19 protein-coding genes and 1 tRNA gene are annotated in these 18,181 nt (G+C 31.5%); 15 read left to right on the forward strand and 5 right to left on the reverse strand.

Annotated elements, in window-relative coordinates; translation table 11 throughout:
- Nucleotides 1-18: 18 nt before the first annotated feature.
- Entirely contained in the window at nt 19-405 is a 387-nt protein-coding gene (locus BT107_RS04200) for an START-like domain-containing protein (RefSeq protein ID WP_072302493.1), read from the reverse strand.
- Between the two features lie 139 nt (nt 406-544).
- Between BT107_RS04200 and BT107_RS04205 the strand changes: the two genes are divergently transcribed.
- The 9 genes from BT107_RS04205 (at nt 545) to BT107_RS04245 (ending at nt 7,403) form a co-directional block, all read left to right on the forward strand.
- Nucleotides 545-618: transfer RNA gene (locus BT107_RS04205), tRNA-Met, on the forward strand.
- 366 nt (nt 619-984) lie between these two features.
- Nucleotides 985-1,887 carry a YihY/virulence factor BrkB family protein gene (locus BT107_RS04210; RefSeq protein ID WP_072302494.1) on the forward strand — a complete coding sequence of 301 codons (903 nt, stop codon included), beginning with the start codon at nt 985-987 and terminating at the stop codon, nt 1,885-1,887.
- 108 nt (nt 1,888-1,995) lie between these two features.
- Nucleotides 1,996-3,018, forward strand: coding sequence for an AI-2E family transporter (locus tag BT107_RS04215; RefSeq protein WP_072302495.1), 1,023 nt, complete (start codon nt 1,996-1,998; stop codon nt 3,016-3,018).
- A gap of 194 nt (nt 3,019-3,212) precedes the next feature.
- Nucleotides 3,213-3,854: an NADPH-dependent F420 reductase gene (locus BT107_RS04220; protein WP_072302496.1), complete on the forward strand. Its 642-nt coding sequence runs from the start codon at nt 3,213-3,215 to the stop codon at nt 3,852-3,854.
- Between the two features lie 56 nt (nt 3,855-3,910).
- The gene (gene hpf / locus BT107_RS04225) at nt 3,911-4,210 is read left to right on the forward strand and encodes a ribosome hibernation-promoting factor, HPF/YfiA family (protein WP_072302497.1); all 300 of its coding nucleotides are present in this window, start codon (nt 3,911-3,913) and stop codon (nt 4,208-4,210) included.
- Nucleotides 4,211-4,299: 89 nt separating this feature from the next.
- Nucleotides 4,300-4,605: a hypothetical protein gene (locus tag BT107_RS04230; protein ID WP_072302498.1), complete on the forward strand. Its 306-nt coding sequence runs from the start codon at nt 4,300-4,302 to the stop codon at nt 4,603-4,605.
- A gap of 47 nt (nt 4,606-4,652) precedes the next feature.
- The gene (locus BT107_RS04235) at nt 4,653-6,035 is read left to right on the forward strand and encodes an NAD-dependent succinate-semialdehyde dehydrogenase (RefSeq protein ID WP_425291837.1); all 1,383 of its coding nucleotides are present in this window, start codon (nt 4,653-4,655) and stop codon (nt 6,033-6,035) included.
- A gap of 217 nt (nt 6,036-6,252) precedes the next feature.
- Nucleotides 6,253-6,702 carry a ferritin-like domain-containing protein gene (locus BT107_RS04240; RefSeq protein WP_072302500.1) on the forward strand — a complete coding sequence of 150 codons (450 nt, stop codon included), beginning with the start codon at nt 6,253-6,255 and terminating at the stop codon, nt 6,700-6,702.
- Nucleotides 6,703-6,800: 98 nt separating this feature from the next.
- A complete protein-coding gene (locus tag BT107_RS04245; protein ID WP_072302501.1) occupies nt 6,801-7,403 on the forward strand; it encodes a hypothetical protein in 603 nt (200 codons plus the stop codon).
- Between the two features lie 6 nt (nt 7,404-7,409).
- Here BT107_RS04245 and BT107_RS04250 read toward each other — a convergent pair whose 3' ends face one another.
- Entirely contained in the window at nt 7,410-8,933 is a 1,524-nt protein-coding gene (locus BT107_RS04250) for a GH3 family acyl-acid amido synthetase (protein ID WP_072302502.1), read from the reverse strand.
- Nucleotides 8,934-9,285: 352 nt separating this feature from the next.
- Here BT107_RS04250 and BT107_RS04255 point away from each other — a divergent pair, with 352 nt between their 5' ends.
- On the forward strand, nt 9,286-10,059 hold the full coding sequence (locus BT107_RS04255) for an XRE family transcriptional regulator (RefSeq protein WP_072302503.1): 774 nt from the start codon (nt 9,286-9,288) through the stop codon (nt 10,057-10,059).
- Nucleotides 10,056-11,405 carry an exonuclease domain-containing protein gene (locus BT107_RS04260; protein WP_072302504.1) on the forward strand — a complete coding sequence of 450 codons (1,350 nt, stop codon included), beginning with the start codon at nt 10,056-10,058 and terminating at the stop codon, nt 11,403-11,405. The genes BT107_RS04255 and BT107_RS04260 overlap by 4 nt, the downstream gene beginning before the upstream one ends.
- Here BT107_RS04260 and BT107_RS04265 read toward each other — a convergent pair.
- On the reverse strand, nt 11,402-11,791 hold the full coding sequence (locus tag BT107_RS04265; protein WP_072302505.1) for a YchJ family protein: 390 nt from the start codon (nt 11,789-11,791) through the stop codon (nt 11,402-11,404). The genes BT107_RS04260 and BT107_RS04265 overlap by 4 nt on opposite strands.
- Before the next feature lie 467 nt (nt 11,792-12,258).
- On the opposite strand from BT107_RS04265, the gene BT107_RS04270 reads away from it, so the two are divergent.
- Together BT107_RS04270 and BT107_RS04275 are read left to right on the forward strand one after the other, a co-directional pair.
- Nucleotides 12,259-14,547: a PAS domain S-box protein gene (locus tag BT107_RS04270; protein WP_170854699.1), complete on the forward strand. Its 2,289-nt coding sequence runs from the start codon at nt 12,259-12,261 to the stop codon at nt 14,545-14,547.
- 5 nt (nt 14,548-14,552) lie between these two features.
- Entirely contained in the window at nt 14,553-14,957 is a 405-nt protein-coding gene (locus tag BT107_RS04275) for a response regulator (RefSeq protein WP_072302507.1), read from the forward strand.
- Nucleotides 14,958-15,010: 53 nt separating this feature from the next.
- Here the strand turns inward: BT107_RS04275 and BT107_RS04280 are convergent, their stop codons facing one another.
- Both BT107_RS04280 and BT107_RS04285 read right to left on the reverse strand, forming a co-directional pair.
- On the reverse strand, nt 15,011-15,961 hold the full coding sequence (locus BT107_RS04280; RefSeq protein WP_072302508.1) for a phosphoribosylaminoimidazolesuccinocarboxamide synthase: 951 nt from the start codon (nt 15,959-15,961) through the stop codon (nt 15,011-15,013).
- Between the two features lie 9 nt (nt 15,962-15,970).
- On the reverse strand, nt 15,971-16,924 hold the full coding sequence (locus tag BT107_RS04285; protein WP_072302509.1) for a PhoH family protein: 954 nt from the start codon (nt 16,922-16,924) through the stop codon (nt 15,971-15,973).
- A gap of 128 nt (nt 16,925-17,052) precedes the next feature.
- Here BT107_RS04285 and BT107_RS04290 point away from each other — a divergent pair, with 128 nt between their 5' ends.
- On the forward strand, nt 17,053-17,883 hold the full coding sequence (locus tag BT107_RS04290; protein WP_072302510.1) for an SAM hydrolase/SAM-dependent halogenase family protein: 831 nt from the start codon (nt 17,053-17,055) through the stop codon (nt 17,881-17,883).
- Nucleotides 17,884-18,180: a putative quinol monooxygenase gene (locus BT107_RS04295; RefSeq protein WP_072302511.1), complete on the forward strand. Its 297-nt coding sequence runs from the start codon at nt 17,884-17,886 to the stop codon at nt 18,178-18,180.
- Nucleotide 18,181: the final 1 nt, after the last annotated feature.

Consider the following 18,181-nt stretch of genomic DNA (forward strand, 5'->3'; position numbering starts at 1 on the left):
TTGTTTATTTCATAATTTCTAGGCAGATCCTAGAACTTGTTTTAAACTAGAAATCTGGTTTGTCCACAATAATTTACCTTCTTCTACTTCATCTTCTTCAGCAAAGTCGGATATAAACAAAGAAACATCAGATGTTATGTCATCTACTTTTATGCGCAGCTCAAAATAACAGCTATCGTCTTCTTCTTCTTCCCAAGTAAAACGGATAAATTCGTCGCTTTTTTTCTTTAGTAAATTAGCAACTTCTTCAGATCCATCCCAAATAAAGGTAAATTTTTCTCCTCTAGAGTTAACGTTGTCTGCAAACCATTCTGATAATCCAGATGGTGTAGATATATATTGATAAAGCATTTGTGGTGATGACTGTATCACAAACTCTAGCTCATAGTTAATTTTATCACTCATTCTCGTAATGTTTAAGAAAAGGCAATATATATATTTCTCTATGATAAAAAAACAAAAAATGCTATAATATTTTTATGAAAATTTATTTTGATTATCAGGAAAAAGATATATATATTTGCAGCCGTTAAAAAAAACACCTGGCGAGGTAGCTCAGTTGGTTAGAGCGTCGGATTCATAACCCGGAGGTCACGAGTTCAACTCTCGTTCTCGCTACAACAGAAAAGCGATTTAGTTCTACTAAATCGCTTTTTTTATGCCTTTTTTTTTCATTTAAAGGCTTTTTAACAACAAATACACGCTTTTTTGCTCTTTTAGAACTTTATTATTTTTCAATTACGTTTAGTTTTCAATTTAAAAAAGTAATTAATTTCTATTCTACGCTCCTACTCTTTTCTTCTGAGTGCTTATTATCGACTTAAAAATACTGGACTTAAATCAGTTGTTTTTTTATCTAACTCTTAACAGATTTAATTTATTTTACAATAAATATTGAAAAGGAATTGCGTTAATAATAGATTCATTTGAATTAAAGGCTACAGAAAAAAAGTTAGATTTTTGATTGTGTAAAGCACCATAAAAATGAAACAGTTAGACAATTCTCATAAATTTAATCTTAAAGAGCTACCATCATTACTAAGTAAAACGTACAAATCTTGGATGGCAGACGATCCTTTTAGACTAAGTGCTATTGTAGCCTATTATACTGTTTTAGCACTACCCGCTTTATTAGTTATAATAATTAATGTTGTTGGCTCCATTTGGGGAATAGAAATTGTTCAAGGTCAATTAACAGACGAGTTTACTTCTGCCTTAGGAAAAGATGCGGCAACTGCAATAGAGCAAATAATTAGCGAAACGCAGGACTCTGATAAAAACCTATTATCTACTATAATTGGTATTGGTACGCTGTTATTTGGTGCTACAGGTGTGTTTTATCAACTTAAAATATCATTAAATGAAATTTGGAAAATTAAACCGAATCCTAAGGCTAGTATTTGGAAAATAATAACCGATCGTGCTGTAAGTTTTGCTTTTATTTTGGTCATTGGTTTTTTACTTTTAGTAAGTTTTATTGTAACCGCAGCTATTAGCGCTTTAAATAGTTACATACGTGACGTTTTACCAGATGTATTACTATATGTAGCCTATATCTTAGATTTTGTTTTATCCGTGGGTATTATTTCTGTGTTGTTTGCACTAATGTTTAAATACCTGCCAGACGCAAAAATTAAATGGAAAACAGTATGGATTGGTGCTATTTTAACAGCAATACTTTTTGTGATAGGTAAATTACTCTTAGGAATTTATTTTGGGCAAGCAGATCCTGGATCTACTTATGGCGCTGCTGGTAGCATTGTTCTAATTCTCTTATGGGTTTCTTACTCTTCTCTTATTCTTTTCTTTGGAGCAGAATTTACTTATGTATACGCCAAACGATATGGTTCTGGCATAGAGCCAAAAGGTATTGCCGTAAAAAAATAAACAGTCTTTTATTTTATAAGAGTTAACCTTTTGTGTGATACAACTAAAACATATTGCCGTAAGTTTTCACTTTTGTAGAAATAATCATTCACCCTTTAATCCACTACAATGAAACATATTAGTCCTAATATTATAAGACAAATTTTTGTTTTGCTACTCATAATCCTAATGGGTGCTCTTATTTTTGAAGAAATGCTACCCTATTTTAGTGGTGTTTTAGGAGCAATTACCATATATGTTATATTAAGAAAATCTATGAAAAAACTCGTAGAAAAAGGATGGTACCCTAACCTTGCCGCTATTTTTCTAATGATCTTATCTTTCTTGTGTATAATGATTCCTTTAGTAGGCTTAGGTCTTATGATGGGGAGTAAAATACAGTATGCAGTAGATAACTCACAGAAAGTAATTAATGCAGGTAAAGAGCAATTAGGTAAAGTAGAGTCTTATTTTAATATAGATATAACATCAGAAATAGACACAAGCGCCATAACATCTTGGTTATCAGATCACCTTCAGAATTTTGCAGGAGGCACCTTTAATATGGTTATTTCTGTAACTCTTATGTACTTTCTTTTATTTTTTATGTTAACAAACAGAAAAAAGCTAAGAGATTCATTATTTGAATATATCCCTATTAGAGATGAAAATTTAAAAATAATTAGCAAAGAAACCAGTGCAAATGTAAAAGCAAATGCACTAGGAATACCTTTAGTTGCCATAGGACAAGGTATTGTTGGTTTAATAGGTTTTTTAATTTTTGGTATACCAGACCCATTTTTCTGGGCAGCTATTGTTACTGTTGGCTCTATGATTCCGTTTGTAGGTAGCGCATTGGGTACAGTGCCTGTATTTTTATTAGCATTATCTAACGGAGATAGTTTTCAGGCCTGGGGTATTTTTATTTATGGTATTGTTGCTATTGGAGCCACAGACAATGTTTTTAGATTGTATATTTTAAAAAGATTAGACGATGTACACCCTATAATAACTTTAGTTGGTGTTTTAGTTGGTGTTCCACTATTTGGTTTTATAGGTTTAATTTTTGGTCCTTTATTAGTAAGTTTATTTCTTATTGTTGTTCGCATTTACAAAAAGCAATACGGTCAAGAACCAAAAGAAAACAACTAACCCACAAGCAAATTTTTAATCTAATCTAAATCTTACAATTCTAAATTTATTTTTTTAGGTCGATTTTTCACTCTTTTTTTTGATTGCATCAAAGATGAAATGGAACCAGTTAACCTTTACTACAAATCAGTTGTAATATTGAGTAAGTAAAAAATGTATAACATTCTGAATCATCAGAATAAAAAAATAGAATTATGAAAATAGGAATTATAGGAAGTGGAAAAATTGGAGGAAATTTAGGTAAACACTGGGCAAAAGCAGGTCACGATGTACTTTTTAGTTCTAGACACCCAGAGCAACTAGGAAGCCTTATTAAAGAAGCAGGTACAAACGCAAAAGCAGTTAGTATAACAGATGCTTTTGAAGCTAAAGCAGACATATATCTATTAGCAATGCCTTTTAAAGCAATAGACAAAATATCTGAACTCTATGCTGGTGAGTATGCCAATAGTGTTATTTTGGATGCCACAAACCCTTACCCAGAAAGAGATGGAGACATGGCACAAAATGTTAGAGATGCTAATTATAATGCATCTGAATATACTGCTATGAAATTTAGCTCTGCTAAAACAGCAAAAGCTTTTAATACCATTAAAGCAGAACACTTAAGAGATAGAGCTTTTAGATCTCTAGACAAATTATCTGTGCCATTTGCAGCCCAAGACCAACAAAGCAAAACAGTTGTACAAAACTTAATAGAAGATATTGGGTTTGATGCTGTATATGTTGGAAATTTAAGCGACACAAAGATTATGGATCCTGAGCAAGAAATTTACGGTGTCTCTACTTCTAAATCCGAGCTTTTAGAGACTGTTAACTCACTAAAACAAAAATAAGCAGTTACAAATACTGCTTAAAAATTAAAAACAAATAATAACAAAAACACAAACATATGCAAATTATATACGAATACAATGATGTAACTGCTAGTAGTAGACTAGAGGCCATTGCTAAAGAAAAATTAGAACATTTACATAAAAAATTCAATTTTATTCATCGTGCAGATGTGTTCTTTAAAGTTCAAAACCGTACAGATGATATGCAGCAAATTTGCGATATACGCCTTAGTATGCCTGGACCAAGAATATTTGCATCTACACACGCAGAAACTTTTGAATCTGCTATAGCTGAAACTGTTAGAGATTTAGACAATCAGCTACAAAAAACAAAAGATAAAATGGGAATAAGATAAACACATATTAAAATATGTAATATCTAAGACTATAAAAAAAGCATTCAGCACAAATGCTAATTATTTACAACACCATAAAATTTATGACAATGAAAACTGAAGAAAATATAAAAAAAGAAAACTCCCAAGCAACCTATAATTCTAATATAACGGAAGACGATATTAGTGCTTTAGGTGAAAAAGGATTACGAGCAGACTCAGAAGACGATAGGCTATTATTAGACCGAAAAGAGTCTATAGACTTTCAAGGAAAAGATTTAGATGTACCTGGCAGAAACCCCAGCAAACTAAATACAAAGAAAAGTATTACAGATGAAGAAAACACCTTATTTGCGCAAGGCGGAGAGCATAACGAAAACTTAGAAGCACCAGAAAGAGCAAATACAAGCAAGTAATATCTGTAGAATAAAGGAGAACTTAAAAAAGAATGAAAATGAGCGATATGAATAATGAAAATGAATTTAAGACAATTAATCCTGCTACAGAAGAAACTATAGCGCAGTATACATATATAAATAGTGAAGAAGCTACTAAAAAAGTAAAAGAGAGTCACAACGCTTTTCTAGAATGGAAATTAACCTCTTTAGAAGAACGTGGCAAAATAATAAAATCTATTGGCCAAGCACTAGAAAAAAAGAAGGACGAGTATGCCCAACTTATGACACAAGAAATGGGAAAATTACTAAGTCAAAGTTACCAAGAAATAGAACTTTGTATTGGTATTTGTAACTATACTGCAACAGAAGGTATAAAACATTTACAAGATGAAGAAAGACCGCTTTACGATGGCGGAAAAGGTACAATTCACTACTCGCCAATAGGTGTAATATACGGAATTCAACCTTGGAATTTTCCACTATACCAACCTATTCGCTACTCAATAGCCAATTTAATGGCAGGTAACGGAGTGTTATTAAAGCACGCAAAAAATGTAACAGGTTCAGCATTAAAATTAAAAGAAATTTATGAAGATGCAGGTTTACCAAAAGACTTGTTTCAAGTACTGGTTATTAACCACGATGTGTCTGATGAAATAATTGCAAACGATCTAGTTAAAGGTATAACCTTAACAGGAAGCTCTGGAGCTGGTAAACACGTTGCAGTAAAATCTGCAGAAGTATTAAAGAAAACAGTTTTAGAATTAGGTAGTAATGATGCCTATATTGTTTTAGATGACGCAGATATAGATATGGCAGCACAAATTTGTGCAGAAGCTAGAATTTACAACAACGGGCAAACGTGTGTTGCTGCAAAAAGATTTATAGTTGTAGATAGTGTTTACAACAAGTTTAAAACCAAATTTGTAAGCATTATGGAAAGCATGCAGCTTGGAGATCCTACAAACGAAAATACAACTTTAGGACCAATAGCACGAAAAGATTTAAGAGAAGAACTGCATGATAAAGTACAAAAAAGTGTAGAAAAAGGAGCCAAAATATTATGTGGAGGAGAAATACCTAACACAAAAGGGTATTACTACCCATCTACAGTAATAGAAAATATTACTCCAGATCAGCCAGCATATAGCGAAGAACTTTTTGGACCTGTAGCCTCATTAATAAAAGCTAAAAATAATGATGATGCTATGCGCATTGCTAATGATAGTAAATTTGGTTTAGGTGGCGGAATCTTTAGCAAAGACGAAGACAAAGCAATTAACTTAGCTAAAAACTATTTTGATACGGGTATGATACATATTAACTCTTATGGTCTAGCCTATCCTAATATGCCATTTGGAGGTGTAAAAAACTCTGGATATGGAAGAGAGCACGGAGGCTTTGGTATTCGCGAATTTGTTAATGTAAAATCTATAACACAGAAATAAATTATGATGTAACAATCGTAACCAAAACACTAATTATTATACGCTGCATCATTTTTATATGGCGCAGCGTATTTTTTTGCCTCAACTTTTATTATATGAGTTAATCAAGTAATTATATCCGTTAAGGCTTGGTCTTAATAAGTGGTAAATTTGAGTATGATATTAAATAAGCTGTATCTCTAAAAAAAAGCTTAGTAATTAACAATAATCATAAACCATGAGCAAATACACAGAAAGCATAGGAGAAAAATTAAACAACTTATTAGAGAAAACATACGATGCTGAAAAAGGCTACAAGAAAGCAGCTGAAAATACAGATCACAACACATTAAAACCTTATTTTAGTAAACGTAGTGAAGAACGTAATAATTTTGGTCGTGAGTTAAAAGCTGAAATTCTTCAATTTGGTGAAGAACCAGAAAAAGGCGGTAGCATTATGGGTAGCGCACACAGAGCTTGGATGGATACCAAAGCTTTCTTCTCTGGAGAAGATGCGGAATCTATGTTAGAAGAATCTATTAGAGGTGAAAAAGCTGCTGTAAACGAGTATGAAGAAGTTTTAAAAGACAAATTACTGCCGCCAAGCACAGCTTCGCTTTTAAATGAACAAATGAATAGCATTAAATCTGATTTAAAAACGATACAATTTTTAGAAGATATAAGTTAATAATGACTTTATATAAAGTAAAAGGATGCTGTATATAGCATCCTTTTTTGTTCGTATTATTTTTTATAAAAAATAGTTTCATCAAATTAAAAAAACAAATGAAGCCCTTAATTTTTATCTTATTATTTATGAGTGTACAAAACACAATAGCGCAACATATTATACCAGAAATTATAGAGAAAGAAGCCCGTATTGCACTATCATACTATCCACAATTAAAAGATACCCAAATAGAATTTAGATTTAAAAAAAATATTAAAAAGTCTACAATGCAGGCACAACCTGTTTTTTGGAGTCTTATAAAATCTAGTAAAAAAAGAAAATATCTGGTCTTATTAAGTAGAAAGTTTAAAATATCCGGAAAAGAATTTAAAACTACAGATGTAGATAGCGACATACTAATTGGTTGGCTAGGTCACGAGCTTGGGCATATAACCGATTACCAAAATAGAAGTAGCTTAAACTTACTATGGTTTGGAATTAAATACTCTCTTTCAGACAATTATATTAAAGAAGCAGAACGCGCTGCAGACTCTTATGCCGTAACCTCTGGTATGGATAAGTACATTTTAAAAACAAAACGATTTATTTTAAACAATGCAGATATAGACGAATCTTACAAAGCGCGCATTAAAAAATATTATTTATCTCCCGATGAAATTATGGTTTTGGTAGAGGAACGAGAAGCCAAAGAGCAGTAACTATTTTTAGATTTTTGATGCTACAAAAGTTTCCCACTCGGCAAATCTATCTTGTCCCATAACACGTTCCATTTTTACTTGTCCGCCTTTCTTTTTATTGGCCCCACTCCAATCGTGAAAAATAGAAGGCGACACCGTATTTACCTTTACCCCTTCTAAAGCTTTAGAACGCGCTACTTTATAATTTTTATTGGCATCCTTCAGAAAATTATCTAAAGATTTAGATAATTTTTCAGTATCTATTTTAGAATCTGTTCCTAAGTACCAACAATGGTAAAAATCGTCCTTAATACGATTAGCACATAGTGTATACTCAGGGATTTCAATATCATATTCTTTTTCTAAATGCTGCACAGCATCGTTTAGTTTATTAACAGATAACTGAGAACCTACAGTGTTTAAAAAGAACTTAGTTCTACCTGTAATTTTAATTTCTGCTCTTTCAATATCTGTAAACTCAATGGTATCACCAATAAGGTAACGCCACGCTCCTGCCACAGTACTAATAACCAATACATAATCTTGGTTTAATTCTACTTCAGAAATTGTTAAAGAAGGTGCATTTTGTACCAAAGATCCATCTGGTTTAATGTAGTCTGGATTAAAAGGTACAAACTCAAAGTAAATTCCGTTATCGGTCACCAATTTCATAGCATCTGTCTCTGGACGGTCTTGAAAAGCAATAAAACCTTCAGAAGCCAAATAGGTATCTATAACCGTAATTGGTTTACCTAAAAGAGCATTAAAACTCTTTTTATAAGGCCCAAAAGCTACTCCTCCAGAGGTATAAACCTGTAAGTTTGGCCAAATTTCGTGTATATTATTTAAACTGTTATAATCTATAACTTTTTGCAACATTAACTCCATCCAAGAAGGAATACCACTTAGTGCACCTATATCCCAATCGGCTGCTTTTTCTGCAATACGTTGTATACGCATATCCCAATCGTCTATTTTTGCAATTTCTTTTCCTGGTTTGTAATAGTTTTCAAACCAAAACGGAATATTACTTGCACTAATACCACTTATTTCACCCTCCAAAGCATTATTATACTCTTCTAAATCTGTAGAACTACCGAGCATCATAATTTCTTTTTCAAAAAAATCTGCAGGTAAATCAAAATTTCTAAGAGCCAAAACTTGCTGTATTCCTGCTCTACGTATTGCGCTTACCATAGCATCTGTAACCGGAATACGCTTATTGGTTTTCCCTGTAGTACCAGAGCTTAAAGCAAAATAATCTGGGCTACCTGGCCAAGTAACATCTTTTTTTCCTTCTTGCACATCTTCCCACCAATTGGTAGTAATTTGATTGTAATCAGAAAAAGGAACTTTCTCTCGATATACTTTCTCTGGATTGTTTGACTCTAAAACATCATTAAATTGATATTTTTCTCCAAATTTGGTCTCTTTTGCCGTTTCTAGAAGGTTTTTTAACACAGAACGCTGCTCTTCTGCAGCATTATATTCTGATGAAATAATATCTGTAGCGTGTATAATTCCTTTTATTATGTTTCCTATTATAGCCATTTTATGTGTTTGTGTGTGTGTGTGTGTGTGTGTTGCTGTTCTACTTTCTTTTATTCACAATTTTACCTTTAACCATATTATTTAAAAAAGATACGTCTAAAAAAACTGTGAACTTAGAATATCAAAATTCTATAAAATTTACAAAACTCTTTAACGCTATCAAAAGAATTGTTAATTCTAAACAAAAAGCATCAATAAAAAGTGAAAATTAATTTTTCTTCTATTTTTAAAAATCGAATACTTTCTTAATCCACATTTAATCAAGTAACTACAAAAAATTTACTATAAATAAAATGAGCACTCTGTTTTTTAGCTACAATTAATTGCAATTATTGTTTACATTTGTAGCATTATGATTTTTATAGCAACTAACATTCGTCATTTAAGAAGCTTAAAAGGCGCTACACAAGAAGCTTTGGCAAAAGATTTACAAATTACCAGAGCACGTATTAGTTCTTATGAAGAAGGCCGTTCTGCCCCAACCATAGAAACACTTATACAATTGGCAGACTACTTTAGACTGCCTATAGATATTCTTGTACGCAACGATTTAAGTAAAGCTGCAGATGCATCTTTTATAGAAATAGGAAACCAACGTGTTCTTTTTCCTATAACTGTAGATTCTGATAATGAAAATCTTATAGAAGTTGTACCAGTTGCTGCTTCTGCGGGTTATTTAGCGGGTTATGACGATCCTGAATATATAGAACAACTAGCTAAAATTAAATTACCTTTTTTACCAACAGGTAAACACAGAGCTTTTCCTATAAAAGGAGATTCTATGTTACCAATGAAAAGTGGCGCTTTTGTTATTGGTAAATTTATTGAAGATAGAAGAGATATTACGAGTGGTAAAACCTATGTTTTAGTTACACTAAACGATGGTATGGTCTACAAAAGAGTATATAGCCAAATTGAAGAAAAAAATAATCTAAAACTAGTCTCTGATAATACTGATTACCAACCATACGAGGTTTCTATAGATGAAGTTTTAGAAATATGGGAATTCACCTGTAGTATTAATACGCAAGAATACACAGAAGAAGAATTAAAAATAAGCAGCATTATTACAATGTTTAATACGCTTGGCGTAGAATTAAAAGCACTAGAAAAGTCTTTATCATGATGTACACTATTATTGATGTAGAAACTACAGGACAAACCAATAGAATTACAGAAATTTCTATTTTTAAGTTTAATGGAGAAAAGGTTGTAGACGAATTTACTTCTTTAGTTAATCCAGAGTCTGTAATACCATATTATATTACTACTCTTACAGGCATTGATAATGCTATGGTAGCCAATGCACCAACTTGGGCAGAGATTGCAGATCAGGTTTTAGAAATTACTGAAGACACTATATTTGTGGCGCATAATGTAAATTTTGATTACAATGTTATACGTAACGAGTTTAAAGCTATAGACAAAGATTTTAGACGAAAAAAACTATGTACTATTCGGTTATCTCGTAAGCTGTTACCAGATCACAAATCTTATAGCTTAGGCAAACTTTGTTCTAAACTAAACATTACAATAGAAGGCAGACACAGAGCAAGAGGAGATGCAGAAGCTACTGTTACTCTTTTTAAAATTTTACAAGCACAAGAAAATGCTGAGACTGTTTTTGATAGCTTTCTAAAAAAAACATCTAAAGAAGGTGCACTACCCTCTCACCTACCAACTGAAGTTTTTAATAAAATTCCTAATACACCTGGTGTATACTATTTTAAAGATAAAAAAGGAAAAATTATATACATTGGCAAAGCTGTAGATTTAAAAAAACGAGTACTTTCTCATTTTTATAGCAAAACGCAGAAGTCTCTAGATATGTGTAGAGAAACTGCAGATATAGATTTTGAACTTTCTGGTAGCGAACTTGTAGCATTACTTATGGAAGATGCTGCTATAAAAGAACATTATCCTGAGTACAACCAACTTGCAAAAAGAAACCTTAAAAACTATGCTGTTTTTAGTTATGTAGACCGCAAAGGCATTTTGCATTTAGCGTATAACACTTTAAAAACTACACCAAATGCTCTAAAAGTATTTGCTAATGTTCGCCAATGTATTGCATATATAGAGGAATTATGCTTTTTATTTAATTTATGTCCTAAATACTGTCATTTACAAGACGGAACTAATGCTTGTAATCACCATAAAATTAGTGCGTGCAATGGCATTTGTAGAGACCAAGAAACTGTAGAAGATTATAACTTACGTGTTACACAAGCTATACAACATATTAAAGATGTGGCAGAGTTAACTGTTTTAAAAGAAGCAGGTCGTTCACCAGAGGAAGATGCTTTTATACTCTTAAAAAACGGAACTTACCAAGGTTATGGTTTTAAAGCAAAAACAGAGGTTATAGAGCGTAACGAAGATTTAGAAAACTTTCTTATTCCTCAGAAAGATAATTTAGATATTCAGAAGATATTGCGTAGCGTAAAAAAGAAAAAAACAGTAACAGCTTAATTACTACCATCCACGTAGACCCAATGACCGTTTTCTTTACAGAAGTTAGACTTTTCGTGCAATATAATAACCTGCTTATCTTCCATAAAAAAGGCTTTAAACTCAACAACACCTTTAGTGTCTGTTTTTAAACCATCTATGGTATCTACAATTGCTAATTTAACCCAGTGTACAGAATTAGTCCAATCCTCTATTTCCTTTTTTTCTCTTTTAGATGGCCTAGTTTTACTATAGTGACTTTTTTGCAGATAATCTATGTTTGCCAATACAAAAGCACTGTATCTAGATCGCATTAATTCTTCTGCTGTCTCTACTGTTCTAATATCTGTATGTGCTTTTTCACAACAATTTTTATAAAGTTGGGTAGGATTACAAGGACATTGCATACGCTAATTGATTATTGCTAATTAACTGATTTAAAGATCATAAAATTAATAAATACTTTGTTAAAAATTATAGTATTTGTAACTATTATTTATTTTAATACTATTAGCATAGTTTCATTAAAAAAATCAACAAATAGTTCATGTAACACTATAAAAAATTACATTTACTCAAGTTAAAACTTACAAATTAAAGAGTGTAAAAATTTAATTGCAAAATTCTAAATAGTCAATCTATATAAAAAACAAATTGTGTTACGTTTTAAAATAAATTGTATAATTATAAAAATGAAAGGTTTATAATTTATATATTGATTAAAAATAGATTGATTTATGCAGTTTATCGATAAAATGTCTATTTTTTGATAATTATAATGAACGGCCGTTAATATTATACAATAATTTGGCTATTTTTAAGTCATGTAGTAAATACTTACTTGCTATAAAGTCATACTTACAATATAATGATAATGCAAAAAGCTATTCAAGAAAATCCTAAAGTAAAACATACACTAGAGCGTATTAATGGCGCTGCTAGAGTTGGCATATGGGAGTTAGATTTAAATACTAACTTATATGATACAGACAATATCACTTGCGATATTCTAGATCTGCATATTAACCAGAAGTTAACATTAAATGACTGTTATATTCTGTCTAAATATAAGTATGCAGGAGAAGAAATGTCATTACTAATGAGTAACTTAATTAATAAAGGTGTTGAATTTGACACAGAGATAGAATTTGTTACGCAATTGGGAAATATAATATGGGCTCGTAAAATTGGATTGGCAGACGTAGAAGATGGTATTGTTAAAAGGGTTTATGGAATTTTTCAAGATGTTACAAGTATAAAAGAAACAGAAAGAGAGTTGCAGTCTACAAATAGTGAGCTAAGTTCTATTATTAACTCTAGTGCTGTTGCTATTGTATCTATCAATAGAGATAACAATATAAAACATTTTAACTCTGGAGCAGAAAAACTATTAGGCTATACTGCAAAAGAAGCTATTGCTTCTCTTGATCCACAATCTCTTTTACTACCAGAACAGGTCTACGATTTTAAACTAGATTTAGCTAAATTATACAATAAAAACCCTGATAAAATACAGCCTTTTAAAGAACTAGCTAAACAAAATAAAAGTGACACACGAGAATGGACTTTTCGTAAAAAAAATGGAGATCTTGTTCCTGTAGAATTGTCTTTAACTCCTTTAAAAAATGAAGAAGACAAGCACTTAGGTATTTTAGGTATTTTTTATGATATAACTGATAGAAAAAAGGCAGAGAGTGAATTAATTCAGAAAAATCAAATTCTTAATTACGCTGAGCAAATTACAATGATGGGTAATTGGCGATGGGATATGATTACGGCAGACATTTATTGGTCTGATAATATGTATTCTATTTTTGGAAGAGATAGAGAAAAAGATGATGTTGTTTTTGATACTTATTTTAACTACATACACCCAGAAGACAGAGACAAAGTAAATAACTTTATAACAAAAACTGTAAATGATAAAAAATTTACAGATGTTCTGCACCGCATTGTTTTAGACAATGGTAGTGTTAGAACTGTACACTTATTAGGAGAACTTGTTCTTGACGATTTTGGAGAACCAACACATATGATTGGTACTTGCCAAGATGTAACACAGTTACGGATGGCAGAAATAAAATTTAGAGGGCTATTAGAGTCTGCTCCTGATGCTATGATTATAGTAGATGAAAATGGTATTATACAAATAAGTAATAAACAAACCCAAAAATTATTTGGATATACATCTTTAGAGTTAGATAAAAAACCTGTAGAACTTCTTATTCCAGAGAAGTTTATGCATACATACGAAACAAACAATAATAATTTTTTTACCACGGCAAAATACAATGGCTTAGAAAAAAGTGAAGAATTCTATGGAGTAAATAATAAAGGGGAAAAAATACCTATACAAATAAACCTATCTCCACTAGAAACAGAAGAGGGTTTATTAATTTCTGTAGCAATAAGAGATATAACAGAGCAAAAGCAAGCCGAATATAAAATATTAAAGTCTAAAGAAAGGTTAGAAGTATTAACTGATAATTTACTTAATAAAAATAGACAACTAGCAGATTTTGCACATATAACATCTCATAATTTACGTGCACCAGTAAGCAACCTTAATTCTCTTTTAGGCTTTTACAATACTTCTGAAGATGAAGAAGATAAAGCTGTTTTATTTGAAAAGTTTGAAATAGTTGTTGGTCATTTAACAGAAACACTAGACACACTTGTAGAAGCTTTAAAAACATCTAATGGTGCACCAACAGAATTAAAAAAATTAAAGTTTGAAGACGCATTACTTAAAACAACAGAAATATTAACTGGAGAAATACACGAAACTGGGGCAATAATAAAGAGCGATTTTACTAATGTACCTGCAATTTTATATAGTAAAGTATATTTAGAAAGTATCTTTTTAAACTTAGTTAGTAATGCTTTAAAATATAGATCTCCAGATCGTACCCCAGAAATTACATTAAAATCTTTCCTTGTAAGAAATAGAGTTACCTTAACAGTAGAAGATAACGGCTTAGGAATAGACTTAGAAAGACACGGGCATAAATTATTTGGCCTAAACAAAGTATTTCACAGGCATCCACAAGCAAAAGGCATTGGTTTGTTTATGACTAAAGTACAAATAGAATCATTAGGTGGTATTATCACTGCAGAAAGTACAGTAAACAAAGGAACTACATTCATCTTAACACTAAACTAAACATTATGACAAACCATTTTAACGTATGTATTATTGATGACGACGACATTTATCAATTTACAATTGTAAAAACAATTAAAGCGCTAGATTTAGCAAAAAAAATAATGGTTTTTTCTGACGGAGAACAGGCCTTAAATTTTATGCTAGACAATCTAAAAAACAACTACGATTTACCAGATGTTATTTTCCTAGACAATAATATGCCCATTATGGATGGGTTTCAGTTTATGGAAGAATACACAAAGGTAAAACCACAAATTGACAAGAAAATAACCGTATATATGGTTTCTTCTTCTGTAGATCCTGTAGATATAGAACGTGCTAACAGTGTAGCAGAAATAAACGGTTACATTATAAAGCCTATAAAACCTGGGCAATTAAAGTCTATTATAGAGAGCTTAGAAGTTTAATAAAACAACAAAAGACCGTAGAAATACGGTCTTTTGCTATTTTTATCTATATTTTATAATGTTTTTAAATACCCTAAAACATTATTTTCTATACGGTCTTGTATATTAGTAACATCTGCTTTTACAAAAGTTTCCCCAGTTATGTTTTCATATAATTCTATATACCTTTCAGAAACAGTTGCAATATACTCATCTGACATTACAGGCAATGTTTGTCCTTCTAAACCTTGAAAATTATTGCTAATTAACCATTGGCGTACAAACTCTTTAGATAATTGTTTTTGTGCTTCTGCTTTTTCTTGACGCTCGGCATAGCCGTCTGTATAAAAATAACGAGAAGAATCTGGTGTATGTATTTCATCAATTAATACAATTTTACCGTCCTTAGTTTTACCAAACTCATATTTAGTATCTACTAAAATCAACCCTCTTTTAGCTGCTATTTCTGTACCTCTATTAAATAAAGCATAGGTGTAAGCCTCTAATTGTTTGTAATCTTCTTCAGAAACTATTCCGCGTTTTATAATATCTTCTCTAGAAATATCTTCATCATGGTCTCCCATTTCTGCTTTAGTTGCAGGTGTAATTATTGGTGTTGGGAATTTATCGTTCTCTTTTAAACCTTCTGGCATTGCTACACCGCAAAGCATTCTTTTGCCTGCCTTATATTCTCTAGCTGCGTGGCCAGACATATAACCACGTATAACCATTTCTACTTTAAAAGGCTCACAAGCGTGACCAACAGCAACATTGGCATCTGGTGTTGCTAGTAACCAATTTGGAACTATATCTGCAGTTTCGTTCATCATTTTAGTGGCAATTTGGTTTAGTATTTGCCCCTTGTATGGTATTCCTTTTGGCATAACCACATCAAAAGCAGAAAGCCTATCTGTTGCTACCATTACCATAATATCATCCTCTAAACGATATACTTCTCTAACTTTTCCTTTGTAAACGTTAACCTGCTTAGGAAATTTAAAATTGGTATCTGTAATTGTATTCATTAGTATGTGTTAATTTTGATGCTCTATATTTTTATATGCTTCTATTACTTTTTTAACCAATTTGTGTCTTACGACATCCTTATCATCTAGATAAATAATTTTTATTCCATCTACATTAGACAAAACTAACAAAGCTTCTTTTAATCCCGAAATTATTCTACGTGGTAAATCTATTTGTCCTGGATCACCTGTTAATAAAAACTTTGCATTTTTACCCATACGTGTTAAAAACATCTTCATTTGGGCATGGGTTGTATTTTGTGCTTCATCTAAAATAACAAAAGCATTATCTAAGGTTCTACCACGCATAAAAGCCATTGGTGCAATTTGTATGGTACCATTTTCTATGTAGTGCGATAATTTTTCTGCAGGAATCATATCACGTAAAGCATCATACAATGGCTGCATATACGGATCTAATTTTTCTTTTAAATCGCCCGGTAAAAAACCTAAATTTTCACCAGCTTCTACCGCAGGTCTTGTTAAAATAATACGCCTTACTTGTTTTTCTTTTAACGCCTTAACAGCTAAGGCTACACCTACATAGGTTTTACCTGTACCCGCAGGTCCAATAGCAAAAACCATATCGTTTGTTCTAGCTGCTTCTACCAGTTTACGCTGGTTTGCCGTTTGTGCTTTTATAAGTCTACCACTAACGCCATGTACTAAAACATCTCCACTACTTTCTGCTGTAGTATAGTCTTCCTTGCTTTCGCTTGTAAAAACCCTTTCTATAACATTTTCGTCTATTTTGTTGTACTTAGCAAAGTGTGTCATAAGCATAGCTAAACGCTTATCAAATTCTTCTAAATGCTCATCATCTCCGTAAGCTTTAATTTTGCTGCCACGTGCAACAATCTTCAGTTTTGGAAAATATTTTTTCAGTAAATCTATATGCGCATTTTGATGCCCAAAAAATTCTCTAGGACTTATTTCTGTGAGTTCAATTATGATTTCGTTCAAATGAAAAAATGTATTAAAAGGTTAGGACGTAAATATAAATTTCAGTTGGCTATTTTTTTATGTAATTTTGTATAACAAATTTAATCAAAATCACTGCACCACGGTAAAAAACATATCAACAGTCATAAATGACAATACTAACACTAACTACTGATTTTGGATACAAAGACCATTTTGTTGGCGCATTAAAAGGTGCAATTTTTAGCGAATTAGAAAATGCTACTATTGTAGACGTCTCGCATAGTATAAATCCTTTTAATATTCAGGAATGTGCCTATATTCTTAAAAACTCTTATAAAACCTTTCCTAAAGGCACTATACACATTGTGGGTGTAGATGCCGAATTAACCAAAGAAAATGAGCACATTATAACGTATGTAGACGGACACTATTTTATAAGTGCTAACAATGGTGTTGTTTGTTTAATAACTTCTGAAATTAAACCAGACAACATTGTTTCTATTAATATACCAGATACAAAAGACGGGTCATTCCCAACCTACGATGTATTTGTAAAAGCTGCTTGTCATTTAGTTAGAGGCGGAAAAATGGAGGTTGTTGGCAAACCCTTTAATGATTTAAATACTTTTAAAGATTTTGTACCCCAGCTAACAGATGGCGGTAATACAATTATTGGCAATATTGTTTACATAGACAATTATGGCAATGTTGTAAGTAACATACAAAAAAAACTATTTGATGCTTATAGAAACGGTAGAGACTATGAAGTACGAGTACGTGGTAAAGTCTTAAAACAGATATTTAATAAATACAGTGATATTATTAATTATGAAATTGATAAAAATTACCGCAAAGGCCCTGGAGATTTATTAGCTTTATTTAACTCGTCTTTATTTTTAGAGCTGGCTATTTACAAAAGCAATTTAACTACAGTTGGTGGCGCGTCTACCCTATTAGGACTAGATTATAGAGACACCATAACCATTAATTTTTTATAAATGATAGTACGCATTGTAAAATTGACGTTTAAAACTGAAAATATTGTTAGCTTTGAAAACATATTTAACGAGTCTAAACATTTTATCAGAAATTTTGAAGGCTGTAATTTTCTAGAGTTGTACCAAGACAAACACAACCCTACTATATTTTTTACATATAGTTATTGGGATAGTGAAGCTGCCCTAAATGTTTACAGACACTCAGATTTATTTACAAGTGTTTGGGCAAAAACCAAAGTATTGTTTGCAGATAAGCCAGAGGCTTGGACTGTAAATAAAAACGAAACCTTAAATTAAT

Source organism: Cellulophaga fucicola (assembly GCF_900119145.1).
GTDB classification, from domain to species: domain Bacteria; phylum Bacteroidota; class Bacteroidia; order Flavobacteriales; family Flavobacteriaceae; genus Cellulophaga; species Cellulophaga fucicola.

Bases quoted from the DNA above. Each gene is read 5' to 3' on its own strand.
- BT107_RS04200 (WP_072302493.1), bottom strand. From the start codon at position 405: ATGAGTGATAAAATTAACTATGAGCTAGAGTTTGTGATACAGTCATCA.
- BT107_RS04210 (WP_072302494.1), top strand. From the start codon at position 985: ATGAAACAGTTAGACAATTCTCATAAATTTAATCTTAAAGAGCTACCA.
- BT107_RS04215 (WP_072302495.1), top strand. From the start codon at position 1,996: ATGAAACATATTAGTCCTAATATTATAAGACAAATTTTTGTTTTGCTA.
- BT107_RS04220 (WP_072302496.1), top strand. From the start codon at position 3,213: ATGAAAATAGGAATTATAGGAAGTGGAAAAATTGGAGGAAATTTAGGT.
- hpf (WP_072302497.1), top strand. From the start codon at position 3,911: ATGCAAATTATATACGAATACAATGATGTAACTGCTAGTAGTAGACTA.
- BT107_RS04230 (WP_072302498.1), top strand. From the start codon at position 4,300: ATGAAAACTGAAGAAAATATAAAAAAAGAAAACTCCCAAGCAACCTAT.
- BT107_RS04235 (WP_425291837.1), top strand. From the start codon at position 4,653: ATGAATAATGAAAATGAATTTAAGACAATTAATCCTGCTACAGAAGAA.
- BT107_RS04240 (WP_072302500.1), top strand. From the start codon at position 6,253: ATGAGCAAATACACAGAAAGCATAGGAGAAAAATTAAACAACTTATTA.
- BT107_RS04245 (WP_072302501.1), top strand. From the start codon at position 6,801: ATGAAGCCCTTAATTTTTATCTTATTATTTATGAGTGTACAAAACACA.
- BT107_RS04250 (WP_072302502.1), bottom strand. From the start codon at position 8,933: ATGGCTATAATAGGAAACATAATAAAAGGAATTATACACGCTACAGAT.
- BT107_RS04255 (WP_072302503.1), top strand. From the start codon at position 9,286: ATGATTTTTATAGCAACTAACATTCGTCATTTAAGAAGCTTAAAAGGC.
- BT107_RS04260 (WP_072302504.1), top strand. From the start codon at position 10,056: ATGATGTACACTATTATTGATGTAGAAACTACAGGACAAACCAATAGA.
- BT107_RS04265 (WP_072302505.1), bottom strand. From the start codon at position 11,791: ATGCAATGTCCTTGTAATCCTACCCAACTTTATAAAAATTGTTGTGAA.
- BT107_RS04270 (WP_170854699.1), top strand. From the start codon at position 12,259: ATGCAAAAAGCTATTCAAGAAAATCCTAAAGTAAAACATACACTAGAG.
- BT107_RS04275 (WP_072302507.1), top strand. From the start codon at position 14,553: ATGACAAACCATTTTAACGTATGTATTATTGATGACGACGACATTTAT.
- BT107_RS04280 (WP_072302508.1), bottom strand. From the start codon at position 15,961: ATGAATACAATTACAGATACCAATTTTAAATTTCCTAAGCAGGTTAAC.
- BT107_RS04290 (WP_072302510.1), top strand. From the start codon at position 17,053: ATGACAATACTAACACTAACTACTGATTTTGGATACAAAGACCATTTT.
- BT107_RS04295 (WP_072302511.1), top strand. From the start codon at position 17,884: ATGATAGTACGCATTGTAAAATTGACGTTTAAAACTGAAAATATTGTT.